General features: G+C 35.1%; 11 protein-coding genes. 2 read left to right on the top strand and 9 right to left on the bottom strand.

What is annotated here, in order from left to right:
- The first annotated feature begins 20 nt into the window (after positions 1–20).
- On the top strand, positions 21–1,355 hold the full coding sequence (locus tag ACTJIW_RS03285; protein WP_440715539.1) for a hypothetical protein: 1,335 nt from the start codon (positions 21–23) through the stop codon (positions 1,353–1,355).
- 128 nt (positions 1,356–1,483) lie between these two features.
- On the opposite strand, the gene ACTJIW_RS03290 is transcribed toward ACTJIW_RS03285, so the two are convergent.
- The 6 genes from ACTJIW_RS03290 to ACTJIW_RS03315 all read right to left on the bottom strand — a co-directional run bounded on the left by ACTJIW_RS03290 (position 1,484) and on the right by ACTJIW_RS03315 (position 13,908).
- Positions 1,484–2,131 (bottom strand): Pr6Pr family membrane protein, encoded by a 648-nt coding sequence (locus ACTJIW_RS03290; protein ID WP_440715538.1) that lies wholly within the window; start codon positions 2,129–2,131, stop codon positions 1,484–1,486.
- A 202-nt stretch (positions 2,132–2,333) separates the two neighbouring features.
- A complete protein-coding gene (locus ACTJIW_RS03295; RefSeq protein ID WP_440715537.1) occupies positions 2,334–4,754 on the bottom strand; it encodes a sugar-binding domain-containing protein in 2,421 nt (806 codons plus the stop codon).
- A 275-nt stretch (positions 4,755–5,029) separates the two neighbouring features.
- Complete coding sequence (locus ACTJIW_RS03300; protein ID WP_440715536.1) at positions 5,030–8,554, bottom strand: malectin domain-containing carbohydrate-binding protein; 3,525 nt, start codon at positions 8,552–8,554, stop codon at positions 5,030–5,032.
- A 245-nt stretch (positions 8,555–8,799) separates the two neighbouring features.
- Positions 8,800–11,529: an alpha-d-galacturonidase gene (locus tag ACTJIW_RS03305; RefSeq protein WP_440715535.1), complete on the bottom strand. Its 2,730-nt coding sequence runs from the start codon at positions 11,527–11,529 to the stop codon at positions 8,800–8,802.
- Between the two features lie 192 nt (positions 11,530–11,721).
- Entirely contained in the window at positions 11,722–12,603 is an 882-nt protein-coding gene (locus ACTJIW_RS03310) for a sugar phosphate isomerase/epimerase family protein (RefSeq protein WP_440715534.1), read from the bottom strand.
- Positions 12,604–12,762: 159 nt separating this feature from the next.
- On the bottom strand, positions 12,763–13,908 hold the full coding sequence (locus tag ACTJIW_RS03315) for a sialidase family protein (RefSeq protein ID WP_440715533.1): 1,146 nt from the start codon (positions 13,906–13,908) through the stop codon (positions 12,763–12,765).
- A gap of 366 nt (positions 13,909–14,274) precedes the next feature.
- Here ACTJIW_RS03315 and ACTJIW_RS03320 point away from each other — a divergent pair, with 366 nt between their 5' ends.
- The gene (locus ACTJIW_RS03320) at positions 14,275–14,772 is read left to right on the top strand and encodes a hypothetical protein (RefSeq protein ID WP_440715532.1); all 498 of its coding nucleotides are present in this window, start codon (positions 14,275–14,277) and stop codon (positions 14,770–14,772) included.
- Between the two features lie 26 nt (positions 14,773–14,798).
- Here ACTJIW_RS03320 and ACTJIW_RS03325 read toward each other — a convergent pair whose 3' ends face one another.
- The 3 genes from ACTJIW_RS03325 to ACTJIW_RS03335 form a co-directional block, all read right to left on the bottom strand.
- Positions 14,799–17,549 carry a glycoside hydrolase family 78 protein gene (locus tag ACTJIW_RS03325; protein WP_440715531.1) on the bottom strand — a complete coding sequence of 917 codons (2,751 nt, stop codon included), beginning with the start codon at positions 17,547–17,549 and terminating at the stop codon, positions 14,799–14,801.
- A 177-nt stretch (positions 17,550–17,726) separates the two neighbouring features.
- Complete coding sequence (locus ACTJIW_RS03330; protein WP_440715530.1) at positions 17,727–18,815, bottom strand: hypothetical protein; 1,089 nt, start codon at positions 18,813–18,815, stop codon at positions 17,727–17,729.
- A gap of 72 nt (positions 18,816–18,887) precedes the next feature.
- A complete protein-coding gene (locus ACTJIW_RS03335) occupies positions 18,888–20,456 on the bottom strand; it encodes an MGH1-like glycoside hydrolase domain-containing protein (protein ID WP_440715529.1) in 1,569 nt (522 codons plus the stop codon).
- Positions 20,457–20,557 lie beyond the last annotated feature (101 nt).

The following is a 20,557-nucleotide window of genomic DNA, read 5'->3' on the forward strand; positions in this document are numbered from 1 at the left end:
TAACTTTTAATGTAATAAATATGAAAAAAAGTACATTTAAACTACTGGCATGTGGATTGTTTTTTACCACATTTGCGCTGACAAGCTGCAGCAGTGACGATAATAAAAATGAAGAAACTCCTGTAGATCCTACTCCAACCGAAGAAAGATGGATAACTGTTGCAGGTGCTTTAATGCAGACTAATCCCGGAGACGGAGACGGCGGAACTAAAGTATTTTCTGTCAGCAAAACAGATGCAAAAAATCCAAATGTATCTATTGATGTTTACGAAAACGGAGAACCTGTTCAGTCAAGCAGAACAGCACGTTTACAATCATCTGTAGATGGAAAAACACTTTTTAATATTACTTACACAGGTGCAAACGGAGGTCAGTTTATGACTTATAATGTAAATGGAGGTAAAAACTTCGTACAGTCTGGACAAACGGTAAGCATTGCACAATATGCAGGAGCATCACCAAGATGGGTAAAACTTTTTGACGGTGATAAAACTGGTGTAGCTGTAAACGTAACCGCTCCTGTTGTAAAAACAGAAGAGGACGGAACAACATATAAATACACAAGAGGTTCTGCAACGGTATTAAGTTTAGACTTCCAAAAAATTAATATTTCTACTTACGAGCAGTATGAAATTGCTTTATCTGCTGCAGAAGAAGCTTTAGGACACCATATTTTCCGTTTAGATGCTCCAACCTTAAACAAAGCAGGAGACAAATTGATTATTGGAACATGGATGCGTAAAACAAATCCGGCTACAGGAACAAACGAAAGCACATTTGATCGTTTAGGATCTAAATCAGTTGTAGTAGATTATCCTTCATTAAAAAATCCTAAAGTAATTACTTCTACAGTTGGTTTTGGTGATACAAGCGGATACAGAAGTTTTAACAGCTTTGTAGCAAATGATGGAAATATCTATCAGGCAACTCAAAGAGATACTAAAAAAGGTTCTTATATCCTGAAAATTAACCAAAGTAATGAATATGATAACTCGTATTCTTTTAGTTTAGATGCTGCTCTTGGAGTTACAGGTTCTTATATCGATGCCTGGAGATATGTAGGAAACGGAATTGCATATGCAGTTTACCACCATAATGCAAATGACCAGGGATATGTTGCAAGACTTGACCTAAACGCAAAAACAGCAAAATTAGTAGATGGAATTCCTTACGATGCAGATTTAGATTTTGGTCAATACCAAGGTTTTGTAGTTGATGGAAACGAAATTTACATTGCAGTAACTCCAGTAGGTAAAGATGGAAATATCTATATTATTGATGCTGTAACAGGTGCTGTTACAAAAGGTGCAAAATTGGTTAACAAACCAGGAAACCACTACATTGGTGTTTTCTAAAAACGATAACTTGAGTTATAGCGATAATTCTTGATTTTTTTTTAATGGTGACATTCCGCTTCAGTTTTTGGAGCGGAATGTTTTTTTATGAATAGTTTTTATTTAAAACTGAATTATCTTAAGAATGTTTAATTCGTTTTTTTACTTCTTATTTTATAAATAAAAATCAGAATAATAGATAAAATTATAAATGATACGAGTACAAACAGTCCGTTTCTAATAGCTGTTTTGAAACCTAATTTTGTGACATCAATAAAAGGATATGGATAAAAACTGGTCATAACGCCATGAAAAAGCGTATAGATCATATAAATAACCGGATAAAGCAGCCAAAACAAAATAGCTTTATAAGAGATTTTCTCCGTACTGATAAAAAACAGCCAGTAAACGAAAAATAGAACCGGTACAACAGTATGAAAAATTTCGCTTACAATACAATGCTGCCCTTCTAAATTAACTATAGAACGAAGAAGTAAATTAAAAACAATCCCTACAATCAAAATATATACGGTTACAGCAGTAATAGTTGAGTACTTTGAAAAAAAAGAATGAATTTTAGATTTTCCAAAAAACAAAAGTGTTGTACAGCAAAGAAAAACTATAGTATTGGTCAGAATTGTAAAAAAGCTAAAAAAACGCACCGCGGCACTAAAGAATGTAAATTCAGATCCTTCTAATAATAAATAAAACTGTATGGGCAGGGCATACAATTCTAAAGCAAAAATAATAGCAGGAAAAACTTTTCCTTTTGTATTTGTGGTATTTTCTATTTCCATATTTTACTCAAAGTCTGATTACTAAGATAAAAAAAATCCGCTTTCAAATTTTGAAGCGGATTTTTTTTATGTTTCGCTCTTCCAGAGCTGGAAAGATTTTCTAAATTGTAATTTGAAAGCTCCAGCGGAGCTTAATATTTATAGAAGAAGAAGAAAAATAATAGATTAGAGAATCAAAGCCCCAGCGGGGCGACATATAAAATTAATTAACATTTATCTGAATCGCTGAAACCGGAATTCCATTTCCAGCCATCGCTTTCACCTGAATATTTTCTTTCTTCCCATTCGACTGAATAATCGCAACACATTTTCCATTAAACAACTTACAAGAATTGGCTTTAAAAGAATCTAAATTAGCCTGATAACCATTATCAACTCCAACTAATTTTCCACCGCCAGAAACTTCAAAATTGACTAAATCCATTGCGTTTGGCACTAAATTTCCATCTTTATCAGTCATAGAAACTGTTACGTAAACCAACTCATAAGTATCGTTTTTGATTGAAGTTTTATCGGCTTGCAAGTCTAGTTTTGAAGCTTCTCCTGCTGTGCGGATTTCCCTCTCTAAAACTACTTTTCCGTTCTTTCTAGAAACCGCTTTTAATGTTCCAGGTTCAAATTTTACACGCCAAGAGATATGTAAATCATCATTTTGTTTTGCTTTTTTTCCTAAAGATTTTCCGTTTAAGAACAATTCCACTTCATCTGCATTATTGTAATAAGCCCAAACTTCTACTTCTTGATCTTTTTTCCAGTTCCAATGCGGTAAAATATGCAGAACGGTTTTGTTTGACCATTCGCTTTGGTACATATAATACACATCTTTTGGAAGACCAGCTAAATCAACAATCCCGAAATACGAACTTCTTGCAGGAAATGGATACGGATCTGGTTCTCCGATATAATCGAATCCTGTCCAGATAAAAGTTCCTGCCATAAAATCCTGACTTTTAATCGTTTTCCAGTTTTCTTCATGCGTTGCTCCCCAATACGACTTTACCTGATCGTAAGCCGAAACCGTCCAATCGGCATTTCCGTCAAACGGAGCTCCATGTTTGGTTGGCCACGCTTTAATTCCGTCAGGAAAATCATAATGACCACGTGTTTCTAAAGCCGAAACACTTTCTGAAGCCAATATTTTTTGTCCTTTAAATTTCGTTGGAAAATCTTTATAATCTTCATGTTTGTAATTGAATCCCAAAAGATCCAAGGCTCCGGATTGGTAAATGAAGTTTTTCTCAATTACATTTTCGGTCAAAGCCGAAGTTACAGGACGTGTTGTGTCTAAGGATTTTACAATTTTAGCTAATTCTCTCGTAATTGCAATTCCAGTCGAATCAAATTGTTCTCTGATTTCGTTACCAATACTCCACATCATTACCGATGGATGATTACGGTCTCTTTTGATAAAATCTTCCAAATCCTGTTTGTGCCAGGCATCCCAATCTTTATGGTAATCATTGGTTACTTTTTTCTTTTTCCAAACATCAAAGGCTTCGTCCTGAACGATGAATCCCATTTCGTCGCACAATTGCATCATTTCCAACGAATGCGGGTTATGAGACATTCTAATAGCGTTTGCTCCCATTTCTTTCATTAAAACCAGCTTTCTTCTAACGGCATGAATGTTTTCTACCGCACCCAAAGCACCATTATCATGATGCAGACAAACTCCGTAAATTTTCGTTGGAACGCCATTTAATGAAAAACCTTTCTCCGAATCAAAATTAAAATATCTAAATCCAAGTCGCGTTTCATAATTGTCTACCAATTTCGATTTCTCATACACTTTTGTAATAACTTTATACAAATACGGATTCTCTGTACTCCACAATTTCGGTTGATTTAAAACCAAATCATGAATCTTTTTTTCTGATGTTTTAGCACCAATTTTTTCTGTTGAAGTATAATTGGCAACTTCTTTATTTTCTGCATTTACAATCGAAGTAACCAGTTTAAATTCTTTAGCAGTAGCATTATCATTATCAATGGTAACTTCTAAATGTATTTTTGATTTTTCTGCGGAAACTTCTGGAGTCGTTATATAAGTTCCCCACTTCCCCACATGCAGTTTTTCGCTTGCAACCAAACGTACATTTCGATAAATTCCAGAACCTGTATACCATCTCGAATTGGGTTGTGAGTCGTTATCTACTTTTACAGCAACCAAATTCTGTTTTCCAAAGTTTAAATACTGCGTTAAATCATAACCAAAAGAAATATATCCGTTTGGACGAATTCCTAAAGATTTTCCATTTATGAAAACTTCACTGTTCTTAAAAACACCGTCAAATTCAATTGAAACTGTTTTGTTTTTCCAGTTCGCAGGAACAGTAAAAACTTTGCGATACCAGCCTTTTCCAGCAGGTAAAAATCCTTGTGCTTGTTTAGTTTTACTGTCTTTGTCAAAAGTGCCTTCAATACTCCAGTCATGCGGTAATTGAAGCGTTCTCCAATCTGACACATTGAAATTAGATTGAATTGCTTCTGGATAATCTCCTAATTTGAAGTTCCAGTTTTTGTTAAAGTCTTCGACAATTCTGGCTTGTTTTTGTGCAAAAATTGATACCGAAAACAATAAGGCAATTGTAATTTTTTGAAATATGTTTTTATGTTTTATCATAAATAGTTTTTTTATTCTACTCTTAAATTCTACTTCGGTTTTGTCAGGCTGAGCGGAGTCGAAGCCCACGCAAACTAAGTCATCAATCTTTGTAGAGCAACTAGTGCGATCCTTCGTTCCTCAGGATGACAAACTGAATGTGATAAACGTTGGGTCAAATACTTTGCGCGGGCTTCGACTTCGCTCAGCCTGACAAACCAGATAAACCTTTGTCCCTTTGTCCTTTTTTCACCTATGCACCTTTATTCCTCTGAACCTTTGAACCTCAAAAAAAACTATTGAAATTCAAAATTATCCAACATCAATCCCTTCAAATCATCTCCTTCCAATGTTATTTTATACGTTCCAGCATTAATATAACCACCAGAAGTTGTATTCAAAATCTTCCATTTTTCAGGCGATGGGAAAAATTCAATCGTATCATTTCGCATTAAAATTCCGTACGCATCTTCCATTTTAAATTTCACTTTTAAAGGCGTTTCATTCCTATTCATAAAACGGAAACGCATTAAATAAATTCCTGCAACTCCGGGTTTCACTTCAAACTCAATACTATTATTGGTCTTTTTAGTGAATTCAATATAATCGGCTTTTTTGAAATTTCCTTTTTCGATTCCAGTTCCTGTTATTTTTGTCTTTTCGGCTTCTATAATTACAACAGGTCTTGAATCATCTTTTTCGCCCATATCGTAAGTTGGAACGACTGCAATTGTAGAAATGGTTTCAGAATTATCAAACAGAATTTTCTCGCCTTTCTTCACTTTTTTAGTGAAAACATCAAACGAAATTCCGTTGCTGTTTTTCGCTTTTTCTTCTATTTTTTTATAATCTGAAAGCCTTTTTAATGTCTTTATTTTATCATCAACTAAAATATAAACAGTCGATTCTTCTTTATCTGTAAATGATCCTTTATTTTTAGAATTAATTGAAAACTGCAAATAATCTGCTCCAAAAATTTCCGAAGGCAATTCAGTAAAAACAATATCAGAATCTGAATATTGTTTTGAATTAATATCCAGCCATGAAACTACTCTGTTAGTTTTATCATAAGAATCTAAAACCAAATTCTGAATGTTTTTTGAAGATTCGGTCGCTGGTCTTGCGTAAATGTCTTTTGTCGCAATAGCAATTGCCGAAATAATCGCCTGAGAAGCCTTTACATTTGGAAACGAAATCACAATTTTTCCGTTTGTACTTTTTACTTTGAATGTTTTCTTCAGCGCATTATCATGTCCGGCTTCTGCCCAGATATCAAAATCTTTTAAAACAATATTATCGTTAATGGCAACATCAAACAAACGCCAGCCTTTGCAGTCCAATCCGCTTCCTGTTCCGTACCATGGTTCGGTGAAATATAATTCTATTAAATATTCCCCGTCAGGTGCAGGAAATTCATAACGCAGTTTATCAACGCCGTATCTAAAACTCTGAAATAATTCAGGATCTTTTGTTCCGTTTATGGGGTCGAAAGTCGTTCTTTGACTGGCAAAAAAATCAGGCAGTTTCTCAAAATTATCCGTCCAAGATAACGATCCCCAAGTATTTTGTCCGTTTTTATGTGTATCCGTAAACCAGGTATTTCCAGCAGAATCTGTCAGTTCAGAACCGCCGCAATTTACTCTGTAGATGTAATTGTAACCACTTTTGGCTCTTGTAATATCGGCTTTATCCGTTATTAAAGTATCAAAATTTGGCGCTTTCGGAAGTGCATTTAAAACGATATAATCTATTGCGACAGCTTTTCCGTTTACATATCCAACAGCATATAAAACATTGTATTGAATATTTACATTATTAAACTGAAAATGCTGTCCTATTCCCGGATTTTTTAATTTTCCTAAAGAAGATTTATTCACATCGTTGAACAATTCTACTTCATCGCAATTGGAGTAAATATCGATTCCGTTTTTAATTCCAGTTGTTTCCCAACGACTTGGCCAAGTATGCGAAACGATATACACCATCGGATTGGTTTTGTTTGAAACATAGTTTGCGCGGTACATATAAAAAGCATCCAGAGGTTCGCCCCAAATCGTAAAAAGTCCTTTATAATTGACTGGCCCAACTTTATCAATATCTCTAAAACCTTCTCCGTTCTGTACTCTTCCTGGATTTTCATGCGAAGCGAAAAGCCAGTTGAATTGTCCCGCGATTTTATCTTTTACCGATTCGGCTTCACGGGCTTTAATTTCCATTAATTGAGAAAAACGATTTTCGCTTAAAATTCCTTTTTGGTCAAATTCACCTTCTGTATGTAAATCGGCAGAACGCCAAGCGCCATATTCTCCGTTTAAAAGCTGAGTGCTCATTTCCAAATGGTATTTTAACGGATCTCCGCCATACGTTCCTGACCAGTTCTGAACTACATTCCAATCTGTTCCTTCTCCACCGTTACAAGTTGTTACGATTCTTTGAGAAGCTGATAACGGATCCATTTCGCGGATAATCTGCGTGCATTCTTCGGCAAATTCCTTCGGAATTGTGCTTTCATTCTGCAATCCCCACATTACGACAGACGGACTGTTTCTGCGTTCCTTTATCCATTCTCGCAATAAGGTTTTGAAGTTTTCTTTAAATTCAGGCGTATCGTACCAAATATGTGCTGAAAACTGACTCCAAAACAGGATTCCGTTTTCGTCTAATTCTTTTTGATATAATAAATTATGAGGCTGATGTGCTTCTCTAAAAGCATTAAATCCGCCTGCTTTGATTTGTTCGATTCTGGAATGAATCATTTCGTCTGAAAACGAATGACTTTTTCCAATTAAATGTTCGTATTCGCAAACGCCATTTATAAAAACAGGTTCGTCATTAATGAAAAAACGATTGTCTTTTCCGTCACGGCTTACCGGCCAGCTCACCCAGCGGATTCCGTAAGACGTTGTTAACTGATCGATTATTTTTCCATTTTCATAAACCGAAGTCACCAATTTATACAAGTACGGATTGGATGGCGACCATAATTTCGGATTCTGAATCTCAGGAAGTGTCAGTGCTATTTCCTTTGTTTCTCCCGAATTGATTTTGTTATCGCTTTTATTGATAGCAACTTTCTTTCCTGAAGCATCCAAAAGGATATTTTCGACAGTTAAGTTTCGTTGTGAAGTGCTGTAATTCTTGATTTCTGTAGTGGTATGCAGAATTGCTTTTTGTTTAGAAACCGATTTATCGTTCCAGATATGAACCCCAAACGGCTGAATTCTCACATCGTTTGTAATTACCAAAGAAACTGGCCTAAAAATTCCCATTGGCTGAGAACCTTCAGAAAATCCCCATTCTCCTGAACAGCCACCGCAAACCCAAGGAAGATCTGCTATAAAAGAGGGATGTGAAGCTTTTACTAAAATGATATTTTCTTTGTCGAAAAAAATGGATTTCGTTATGTCTAAAGTAAAAGTAGTTCTCCCGCCTTTGTGTTCGCCCACTTTTTTACCGTTTACCCAAACTGTTGCGTATGAACTAACGCCTTCGAAATAGAGAAAATGTTGTTTTAAACTCTCTTTTTTATCAAGTTTCAGCGTTTTTTTGTACCAGGCAGTACCATGTAAATTTCCATGTTTTGTTCTTCTAAAACCATAATACTGATCCCAATTGTGAGGCACATTCACATTCAGCCATTGATCTGATTTTGGATTGTCAACAAAAGATTTTTCCTCTTGCGGATTATCCAAAATAATGGTTTCCCAAGACGAGTTCAGCGAAACTTCCTTTCGGAATTTCGCTGAACCTTTTGTGCTTTGACTCCAAACAAAGCATGTACTTGAAAAAAAACAAAAAATAAAAAAAACTATTCTATTCATATTTTCTAAACCATATAAGTGATTATAAGGTTGTTTTAAGTTATCTTGATAACAGACCTAACAGGTTTTTAAAACCTGTTAGGTCTAATCACGTTTACTTCGAGCAAACCTGACGGGTTTTAAAAACCCGTCAGGTTTAACTCAACGTTGACTCGCGTGAGGGATTGAGGCGGTATCCTTTTGTGAAGTGAAACGGAACAAAAGATATAGCCGAAAGCCCGACCCGGAGGGACACGTCCAAATTATTAATAAAACAACCAGTCAATAGCTGCTTTTTCTCCTGCATCGATATATCCAACATCTCGTGGCGTTATGTTTTGATCTGCGTCGATAAAACCTAAAATCAATACTTTTCCTTTACCTAAATCTAATTTATTCTCACCCGGCTGGAACGTATACGTATGAATGTTTACACGAGGTAAATCTTTTAAATTCATTGCACTTGCCAGAATTACTTCGGCTTGACCATGCGCATTTCCTGCAGCATCGGTTTCCAAACTTGGCGGTAATAAAAATCTCTTTTGATCTGAATTGAAATAACCAACCACTAATTTAACCGCTTTTGTGTTTCTAAACTTCAAATGTGTTCCTTTTTCGTTTTGATCGTTTTCTACGAATGAATATCCTCTTAAGTTTTGAAGTTCCGGAGCAATTTTAGTTAATTCAGAAATATCTGTTCCGTAGACTTTTGTTCCTGGTTTAACTAGATATGTTCCCGGTTTTTCATCGATAAAAGTTACTACGGCTGTTTTCCAAGGTTTTCCTTCTTTAGTTTCGATCTTACCATCTTTTGAAGATTTTAATTTCTCCAGATTTCTTTTGAAATTAGCCAATTCACGTTCATAATGCGGTAACAATTCTGCCCAAGTTTTGTTGTTCCCGTCGTCTCCTCCAATCGGAATTCTACGTTGAGCGGTCTGCATGCTGTTAGCGTAGTAGTAGGTATCTTTTGTCAGTTTTACCAATAATTCATAATGCTCAATGCTTTTTTCTAAATGAGGCATTGCTTTGTCTAAATCGGCAATATCGTTTGAATAACTGTATCTTAAAACCAATAACGCGGCTTTTACTTTTTCTGAGAAGAAATCGGCGAACGCTTTATACGCATGAATATCATTTTTAAGACGTTTAAACTCTTCTTTCTCTTTGGTTACGCTGGCCTCGGCTTTGTCGATTGCTTCAACGGCCAATCTTCCGTGTTCTGTAATTTCAGTAATAATCTGTGTTGGAAGTTCACCCGAATGCGGTTCTTTGTTCCATTCTTTTTTAGCATATTCTAAAAGCAATTCTCCCGGAGGCCCACAAGATTCGTGGAAACCAGGATAAACTCTCCATTTTGACGGATTAACCAATTGACTTTCGAACATTCCTAGCAATAAGGTTTGACGGTTTCCTTCGGTAATTCCAAAACGTCTCAATGTTTTTGGAGCAATTTCTCCCGTTTCTTCGTAAGCTTTTAAAATATTATTTGCTGCTTCCTGAGTCGTTCCGAATTTCGCAGCTAAATCATTATCCCAAAATTTAACTTCTTCGTTTCGATCTCTTTTACTGTCCCAAGCATATCTTGCCCATGCTTTGTACCAAATCCAGTCACGATCCATTTCTAATAAACGTTCACCTGATTTCGTTTTATCTGCCGAATACGGCCAATCCCAATACGATGCTTGCGGATATAAGTGCAATGCATTTGCTCCGTGAACGCTGTGCATCGCTTTTACTGTTTTTTGGATAAAATCTGGCGAACCATATCTAAAAGGTTCTAAATTGGCCAAAATATGAACGTTCTCAATATGAATTGATTTAAGAGAACTCAATTGTTTGTGCGTTTCTCCCCAAGGTCCGCCCGGCGTATAAGTCGTTAAAGATTCTCCTGTATATTTACTTTCTGTGTAAAGGTTTTTGTATAATGGCAGTGATTTTTCCATTACCAAAGGCCCATCTGTATCATGCGAACGAAGTATAATCGGCGGTTCTTCTGTTTTTCCTAATGCTTGTAAACCATCGCGAACACCCGGAATAATCGTTTTGGTAAACCATTCTACATCATCATCAACTGTATTGATGGCTTCTCCCAAACAAACCATTAATCCAACATTTGGATATTTTTCGATAAAAGCTGCAATAGATTTTCTGGTGTAATCAGACAATAACGGCGTTATCGGTCTTGAACGATCCTGAGTTTTAATGTTGTAATGCTCTGCAAAAGGCTTAGAAACAATAATATTATAGAACATCTGAATTACCCAGATTCCTCTTTTGTTGGCTTCAACGGTTAAGAATTTATAGATTTCTTCATTTTTTTTGAAATCTTCGTCGCTAACTTCTACAGCAAATGGATATTCTTTTAATTTCACCAAAGATGCAAAAGGATGACCGTTCCATAAATACAACGAGTTCATTCGGTTTTCTACCAGCATATCTAAATACCTTATCCATAAAGCTTTATCATAAAACCACGGGAAAGTTTCTGGCGTGTACGGATATTCGTAAACATCACGTCCTGGAAGGTAAACTGGTTTCTGCATTCCGATACAAGCTCCACGCAAAACCATTTCCGGACTGTCGTCAATATTAATTTCTGAAGGAAGTTTTCCTGAAGCTCTAATTTTATCTGTTAATTCTAAAGCGCCATACAAAGCTCCTGAAGCATCTGTTCCTTCGATATAAATTACGTTATTTTGAGTGCGAATCTGAAAACCTTCTTTCTTGGTTAATTTGCTATCGTCGATTTTAGCGCTTTTAGCATTTTTCTTCCAGAAATCGGTTCCTTTTTCTCCAATTACAATTACTTTATCTTTTGATTTTTTGAATTTATCAGAAGACGTTACGCTGAATCCTTTTACTGAAAGGGTTTCTGATAATTTCTCTGCTCCAAATTTTGCTCTCGGCGAACTCGGATCACTCACAACTGTGATGTTCTGCGCTGTCGCGAAAGAGACGTAAAGACATAAAAAAAGTAATTGTAAATATTTCATGGTATGCTATTTTTTTGGTATTCTTTTAAAAATAATCTGCTCGATCTACTAATATCTATAAAATCTGCGTGAAATTTTTTGCACGCAGATTAGGCAGGTTTAAGCAGATTTTCTTTGATATTTTTTGCCACAGATTAAAAGATTTCCACAGATTTAAAAAATCATTTTAATCCTTTAATCTGTGGTTATAAATTAATTTTGAAAGATTCGTTTTAAATACGCCACATTAGCGCCGTAATTGGCTTTTACATTATGCACTTGTGTTACATCACGAGAACGCTCGACAATAAGCCATCCGCTCCATTTCATTTCGTCCAAAGTTTGTTTGATTTTTGGCATGTCGATCGCTGGATCATTTTCTAACCAAAACTGATCTGTATTTGAAGCGTGAATCTGAGCTAAATATTTCTTTCCTAATATTTTCAATTCTGATGAAATATCTCTTTTATTATCTAAAGCATTCGCAAAATTGAATGAGCTCTTGATATATTTTGAACCTACTTCGTCTAAAAGTTTTTTCTCTTCAGTAGCACTTAAAGAAGTTTCAATTGCGATAACGCCACCAATTTTACCCACTTCTTTTCCTGCCCATTGCAGTCTTTTGATTACTTCTGGACGTAATTCTGGATTTTTAACCAAATCTGTCTGCGTTCCTAACGGAAGATAGGCTACTTTTACTTTCATGTCTTTCATCGCCTTGATACAATCCGCAATCATTGGCGTGATTTCTCTTGTAGCAAAAGGCTGTGCATAAAATCCAGACATTGCAATCGAGCTGATTCCAACTCCGGTTTCTTTCGATTTATCTAAGAATTTTTGTCTTTCTACTGGGTCGCCTAATTTGCTGTCAAAAGTTGGTCGGTTTCCTAAACCTCCCATATCTAGTTCGATTCCGTCAGCTTTTATTTCAGAAGCCAAACCAAAAGCGCCTAATTTTTGTCTTTTTAAAATCATCCAGTCGCAAACTGCAACTTTATATTTTTGTTTTTTGGAAGACTGAGCCGTTGCACAGCTGTTGAATGTTGTTGATAAAACAACAAGTAGCGCAACAATTAAATTTTTATTTAGCTTCATGTTAATTGGTTTTACCATTAAGGCATTAAGAAAATTAAGCTTCAATACTTTTTATAATTATCATTAGAAGATGAAGAGAATTAAGCTTAATGTTCTTTTTAAAAGAATAAATAGATACAGCAACTTAGCTTTCTTAATCTCTTAATGGTTTAATTTATTTTACTCTTCTTCGGCTTTTACTGCTGTTACCACTTTCCCTTCTTCGCCTGGCCAGATTCCGTTTTTGATTGGAAGTGCAACCAGTTTACTTGGGTCCACTTTTACGTATTTCAGTTTTTCTCTTCTCCAAGTATAAACGATATGCACCATTCCATCTGAACTTTGAATCATTGAAGGATAAGAATATTGGCTGATTTTTGAATCTTCTAAAACCAAAGCAGCGTTCCAATTGATTCCATCTTTAGAAACCGAAACATTCAAAGGCGTTCTTGGTCCTTTCGCTTCTTTTCCTGGAGGTAAAACATGATTATAAACTAACAAATGTCTACCGTCTTTTAAAGTTACAGCATCTGTTCCTGAGTTATTGTTTGGAAGTCCGATTAACTCTACGTCCGACCAAGTTTTTCCGTTGTCTTTTGAGAATGTGCTGAAAATAGCTCTATTTCTGGTTCTTCCAATGGCTTGAATACTTCCATCTTTATGAAACAAAATACTTGGCTGAATAGCATTTATTTTTTGTTTTCCTCTTGGAAGCGTATCGCCCATTACCCAAGTTTTTCCGAAATCTGGAGTAGATTCCATACGAAGTCTCCATCCATCGCCTTCAATGCTTGACGGACATAATAAAGTTCCGTTGCTTAATAAAACTGGTTTATTTTTGATTGGCCCTAAGAAACCGTCTGGCATTTTTTGAGCCTCAGACCACGTTTTTCCACCATCAGATGAAGTTCTGATTACGCCCCACCATTCCGATGGTTTTGGTCCTATTTTGTAGAATAACATTAAATCGCCTCCTGGAATTTGATATAAAACCGGATTCCAAGTTGGTAATCTCGGCCCTTCTTTCATCACACCATCAGCAACTTTTACACCTTCTCCCCATTTATCACTTCCTTTTGGTTTAATGGCCACATAAATGCAAACATCTGGATGTCTTTCGTGAGTTCCACCAAACCATGAGGCAACTAAATCACCATTTGTAGCTTCGACAATTGTAACGGCGTGGCAAGACGGATAAGGCGCTTTATCATAAATAAATTCATCTACTAAAATTCCTTCTTTCCAAGTCTTTTTCTCTAAAGCCGATTTACAACTTCCTAAAAGGAAAAGTCCAAACAAGACAAATGCTAATTTTGCTAACTTCATTCTTAATTAAATTATGAATTATTTTTTCTGACTATAAATACATACCTAACATTTTTTTAGGTAAAAATATTTAATAAGTGTAAAAATAACACGAAAAAATTAACAATGCATCCTGTACTGTCCCGAAATATTAAAAATGTAGATTATTTAACGTTAATAGCAAAATTTCCTGACGAAAGTGTCACAACTATTTGATTTTTCTCTGTTGAATGAGTATAAGAAGTCTTATGCCCCTTTGTTGTTGATTGAAATAACCAATACATAATATTAATGTAATTTCTTACATATAATTACAGTTTTGAGTATTATTCTTTTAAATTTGTATTAAAAACAAACATTATATATTTTATAATTAGTCAAATAAAAATGGAACAATTTGAATTAGAAAAAAATATCTGGACAGAGAATGACTTTGAACAAATGGGGTGGCATGATTGTTCAATACATGCATTTGCTATTGATTCAGATGCATATGATGACTTTGTAAAATGTGATTTACTATTTGATATCGACTATATTTTTAAATGGGTCTTAACTGAAGACAAGTCTCGTTACTGCTTTTGGGTCGCACCAAGTACCCTGATTTTTACAGAAGTTACCGATTTAAAATTTCAGTATGCTTCTGGAACTAGTTTTTTACCTGAACTTGAAATAAGTAATATTTCACGCAAAGAAAAAATCTATGAAAATGGGTATAAAAGCTGGCACTGGCAAATAGAACTTGTTGGAGATAATTTTATAAGCTTTGACAGCACTGGATATAAACAAATCATAAAACGTATACCTTCTTATATGAATAGGCAAGTATTAACCCAAACAGAAAGAGGAGGAATAAATTTTGACTGTACACCTGTAACTAATTGATTTTAAGATCAATTCGTTACATTACTTCATTTCATATTCAAAACGTAAGTACCAGAAGGTAAAGTTAAAACTGTGCTATTATCTTCTATTTTATAAGTTCCTGAAAATTGAGCTAACTTTTGTTTGTTTACAGTAACTGATGAAGCATTATGAGTTGGTAAATAAACAACCGCAGAAGTATTTGCAGGAATAGTAATATTCCAAACTAAAGCTTTTTTATCTTTTTTCCAGTCACTTTTGATTGTCCCGTAAATCGATTCGTATGAAGCATTTACATAAGTTAATCCGGCATTAAAATCTGGTTTCATAATAATTTGTTTGAAGCCTGGAGTTTCAGGATTGCTCTTTATTCCTGCCATATTTTCGTAATACCAAATCAGTAAATCGCCTAAAAGCATCACATGGTTTTGTGAATTCATTGCCGGATCGGCAGTATTTCCGTTCCAAAGTTCCCAAATAGTTGTTGCGCCATTTTCGACCATATAACCCCAGCTTGGATAGGTTTTGTTTGAGGCCAATTTGAAAGCCAAATCGCCACGACCAAAATTGGTTAATGTTCGCATTAAAAACTGGGTTCCAATAACCCCAGTGCTTACATGACCGTTTTTAGTCACTTCCACTTCGTGTACCAGATTTTCGAAAACTTTTTGCTCTAATTCCTTCGGAACTATTCCGAAAGTCAAAGGCAGTAAATTGGCTGTTACGGTATTGTTGGCGTAATTGTTTTTGGCTGCATTAAAATATTTAGCGTTGAATGCTTTTTTGATTTTCGAAGCTAATTCATCATAATGTTTAATATCATTTTCAGCATTGGCGATTACAGCAAATTTCTTCATGATATTTAAAAGCTGATAATAAAACGCACTCGAAATCAATTCGCCGTCCGTTAAACGCGCAGGATCTTTCGAACGGATTAATTCCAAAGATTCAGGCGGAACACACCAATCGCCATATTTGTCTTTGGTCATAATATCATCAACCAAATAGTTTTCTTCCATATAATCCATCCATTTTTTCATAGACGGATATTGTTTTTCAACCACTTTTTTATCTCCAAACTGTTGATACAGCATATCGGCAACTGTAATATAAGTTCCCGGCCAAGTCACATTATCGCCATAATAACGCCAGAAAGCAGGTGCTACATCAGGCAATCCTCCGTCCTGAGTTTGCGAATATTTAATATCATCTAACCATTTTGCGTACAAAGTCTGATTGTCGAATAAGAAACTTTCTCCGTAAGCTCCCGTTGTTCTGTCTCCCAACCAAGGCTGACGCTCGTTTCTTTGAGGACAATCAATTGGCATTCCTTTATAATTTCCACTAATTCCCCACCAAGCATTCTTAAAAATCTGATTCATAATTGGGTTTGAAGAATCGAAAGTTCCTGTTGTGGCAATGTCATCATAAACGACTTTTCCAACGAAATTGTCTAATGTCGGTTTGGTTTTGAAACCCGAAATTTCCACAAATCGAAATCCGTGAAAAATAAAACGCGGTTCCCAAACTTCTTCGCCTTCACCTTTTAACGTATAAATATCGGTCGTTTTCGCATCACGAAGGTTCGCAATGTATAACGAACCATCTGGCTGTAAAGATTCAGCAAATTTCATAGTAATTTTATCGCCCGCATTTCCTTTTACTTTCAATTGTAACCAGCCCACCATATTTTGCCCCATATCTAAGATATAAGTTCCTTTTGGTGTCTGTTTGATCGAAATAGGTTTTACTTCACGTTTTACCTTCATATTCGCCGACATCTGTCCTTCATAGAATCCGCCTGGTTCCTGAACATATTCTGCCGAAAGCCATTTTTTATCATTGAAATTAATGGTATTCCAGCCTTTCATTTCTTTACGGGCATCATATTCTTCACCATCGTATTCGTTGTTCGATAAAATCGGACCGTCAGTTGTGATTTTCCAAGTATCGTCGGTTCTGATCACATCTTTACTTCCATCTGTATATTCTACAAACAACTGCAAAGCCATTTTAGGATATCCAAAAGTTTTGATTTTATAAGGTTTGTAATCTTGACGCATCGTAAAAAAACGTCCGTTCCCTAGAATCGTTCCCAACGCATTTTTACCTTCCTGCAATTGCGAAGTCACATCAAAAACATTGTATTTCACGTTCTTAGTATAATCCGTAGGAACTGGTGCTAAAACCTGATCTCCAATTTTATTTCCGTTAATGTATAACTCGTACAAGCCCATTCCCATGATATAAACCTTGGCACTTTTGACTTTCTTTTTCAAGTCAATTTCTTTTCTTAAATATCTCGCTGATAATCGTGAATACTGCGAAATACTATCTCCTGGAGAAGTTTTTTCATAACCAATCCATCGTGTTGATTTCCAATCAGCATAAGTCAAAATTCCGATGCTGAAATGTGCTGTTTCTTTTGATTGAACTTCTCCTTTATTGGTAAAAACCGTTACTTTCCAATAAACATCTTGTCGGTCTTTTAGCTTTTTTCCATTATAAATTACATTTACAGATTCCTCGCTTTGTAGCTTTCCGCTGTCCCATAAATCTGCGTTTCCTGCATTTAATTTTTCTAAAGATGATGATGCTAAAACTTGATAATGAGTTTGTTTTACATCATTAATATCTGCTTTAATTTTCCAGCTTAATCTTGGCTGTAAAACATCAATTCCTTCTGGATTCGTTAGCATTTCGCATTTTAAATCAGTCACAATTATTTTGGTTTGGGCTTTCGCCGAAATTGTGAAAAGTGAAATGATTAAGGTAAGATGTAAAAAAAACTTTTTCATGATTTTATTTTCAGTCCCAGAGGGACGATATATTTATAGATTTTATAATAGTTAGTTCGATAAGCCCCAACGGGGTGACATAATTTTTTATAGATATCGCTCCGCTGGAGCTTTTCATCATTTGGATGTTTATCTTGCTGTAAATATTAAGCTTCTCCGAAGCTCGCAACTAGATTGTTAAGGATTTATAAATCGTCTTAGTTTATCCAATGTACTTAAACTCTCAAAAGCTATTTTATTCCGTTCTAATAACTTACTTGTTTCCCAGCGTATTTTCCACTCTGGGTCTTTCAGCTTTTGTCTCAGCTTCGACACTATAGATGGATTAGCCTTTAAAACCTGTTCATCAATCCAATCAGGAAGAAATTCCAAAGCATTCAAACGAGTTTCAAATTCTTTATGATCTAAACCCTTTAACAGTATTTCTCTAACCCTTTCTGCAGGATAGGAATCTATTGTCTCGACTATAATCTCATTAATAACAGAAGAAAGTTCCTTAACTTTATTTTGCTCTAATCCTATTTGGTAAACCCTTCTGAATTCATCTGAAAGAAAATCTGCCCATTTATCAAGATCCTCATCCTCACTTAATGCATAATAGACAAACCTAACTTTATCAGGCTGTGCATAAATATTGTTTTCACAAAAGCGCTTTACTGACTCTAGATCTTTTACCGCCAATTTCTGAATGTCTTTAATGGCTTCTTCTGAATCCTCATATTCAAGATCATAATATTCATCTAAAGTGATGATCTGGTCAAAATCATGTATAGGTTGGTAAACTACTTTATTTTCGCTCATAGTGCTTGGTGTAAACTTTGGAGTATATTTTTTTAGAAGTTCCTTAATTTCATTTTCAGATACATCGTAATCATCTATTTTTATTTCGATCGTTTTCTGTTTATAAACAAAAGTGAGATAAAACTCCTTGTATGACAAATTGTACTTTGCCGTGTGTTCTGTTTTGACAATAACTCTCGGAAATATAATATCTTTCCATTCATAAAAAATCTCATTAAGTTCTAATCCTTCTTTTGAGAATATTATTTTTTTATGAAAATTAAAGAGCGTCATTACCGCTTTTTTCCCATAAACGATGATAAACAAAACAGCAACAATTGGTAATATTAAATTGCTAAATTTAAATGTAAATTTTTCAACATTTATAAGTGATAAAAAGTAAATCCCTAAAACCACAAATACCATATTCCATGCAATATGAAATAAACCTCCTTTGATTGAATAATTTAATACTGTTTTCTCCAAATTTTATTCTTAACTAAATCAACTTATTAGCGTATCAAACCCGACAGGTTTTAAAACCTGTCGGGTTTATAACTAATTTGAAATCACACGCTCCAATTTCTCAGAAAAAGCAATTTCTTTTCCGTTTTTAAAGATTCTAAAACCTTTTCCTTTTTTATATTTTTCTCCTGTTTTATCCCAAAGAATGGTAATAATATTGCCGTGATACAGAACATTATCTAAACAAAACCAATCCCATTTTTCTTGTGGAATCAACGGATTTACTTCAATCTTTTCATCAGCTCTTGGACGTAAACCAATCAATCCTGTAATCACCAAATCATTAAAAGTCGAATGATTATAATAACGGCTTCTTTCTCTGTCGCCCATTAACCAATAGCCTGTTGTTTCATCCAAATACTCGCCAAGATAAGGTTTCCCTCTGTAATATTGCGACTGAACATATAATTCCATTTGTTTGAAATAATCGGGTTTGGCTACAAAGTTCTGATTGTAATTATTCAAAACATTACCTAAAGCCGTTAACGTCTGCGAACTTGCAAATGGCCAAATCGCGCCGTCCCATTCGCAGGTTCCTGTTCCGTGTGTTCTAAATCTTGGACTTCTTCTTTCAGCCGTTGTCAAACCAAACGGCGCCGAAAATCCTTTTTCATCCTTAATCTGTTCCCAGGCTTTTTCAAATCCTTTGTTTTGCTCTGGAAGATTAAAATACCACGGAATAAATCCGATTGCTTCTCGAACTTTTGCTAAAGTATCTTTTTCTGTTAAAGTTTCAAAAAAATCGCTTTTCTGATTCCATAATTTTGTTTCTACTAATTTTTGCAGAACATCAGCTTTCGCTTTGAATTTGGTTTCTGTTTCTTTATCACCTTTCAATTCAGCCATTTTAGAAATTGCTACAGCATTCCCGTACATATAACTGTTAATCGTGGGTCTAGCATTTTGTACTTTTCGTCCTCCGCTTAAAGATTCTTCCATTCCATCTTTCACATCATGTTGCCAAAACAAACCATCTTTACGCTGACGGTCTTTTTCCCAAACAGCATAATCAGTAACCATGTCTGGATATAAATCTAACAAGAATTTTTCATCTTTATTCACCAAATAACGATTATATAAAGCATCGGCTGTCCAACTGCTGAATTTATACAATTTGTTCATTGGTTTTCCATCATTTCCTCTATACCAAAGTTTGACATCCTGCTCGATGTATTTTGTGTCATGAACCCATCTGAATTCATTGATATGATGTCCCAAAGCACAACTGATCATATTGTATTTGTCGGCATACGAACGATCTACCAAAAACTCTGTAATTGCAAACCCTTGTGGTGTATTTTTAATATGTTTTCGAACACTCCACCAACGGAAATAATAGATTTCCTCAAAATTCTGCTGTGGACATTCAAACAACGGAATATTCTTTTCCATCCAAGCCCAAGCACTGTCATTCGGAATCGCAAATTTTAAATTCTCATCTTCCATCGTGTTGAAATAATCAACATAATGTTTGAAGTTTTTTTCTTTTAAAATAACCGATTTTCCTTTTTGTGAATGTTCCGCAGTCGATTTGCAACTGCTGTTTATACAAGCAACGACAACTGAAAGCGTAATTATTTTATGTTTGAAATGTTGTAACATATTCTGTTTTTATTTTATTCTTTTTACTCAATCTTGCCATTTCGACGAAGGAGAAATCTTCGCAAGTAACTCCGCAAAGCAAGTCACCAATCTTTGTCGAG

The organism is Flavobacterium sp. 22659, assembly GCF_052044235.1.
Lineage (GTDB): Bacteria > Bacteroidota > Bacteroidia > Flavobacteriales > Flavobacteriaceae > Flavobacterium > Flavobacterium johnsoniae.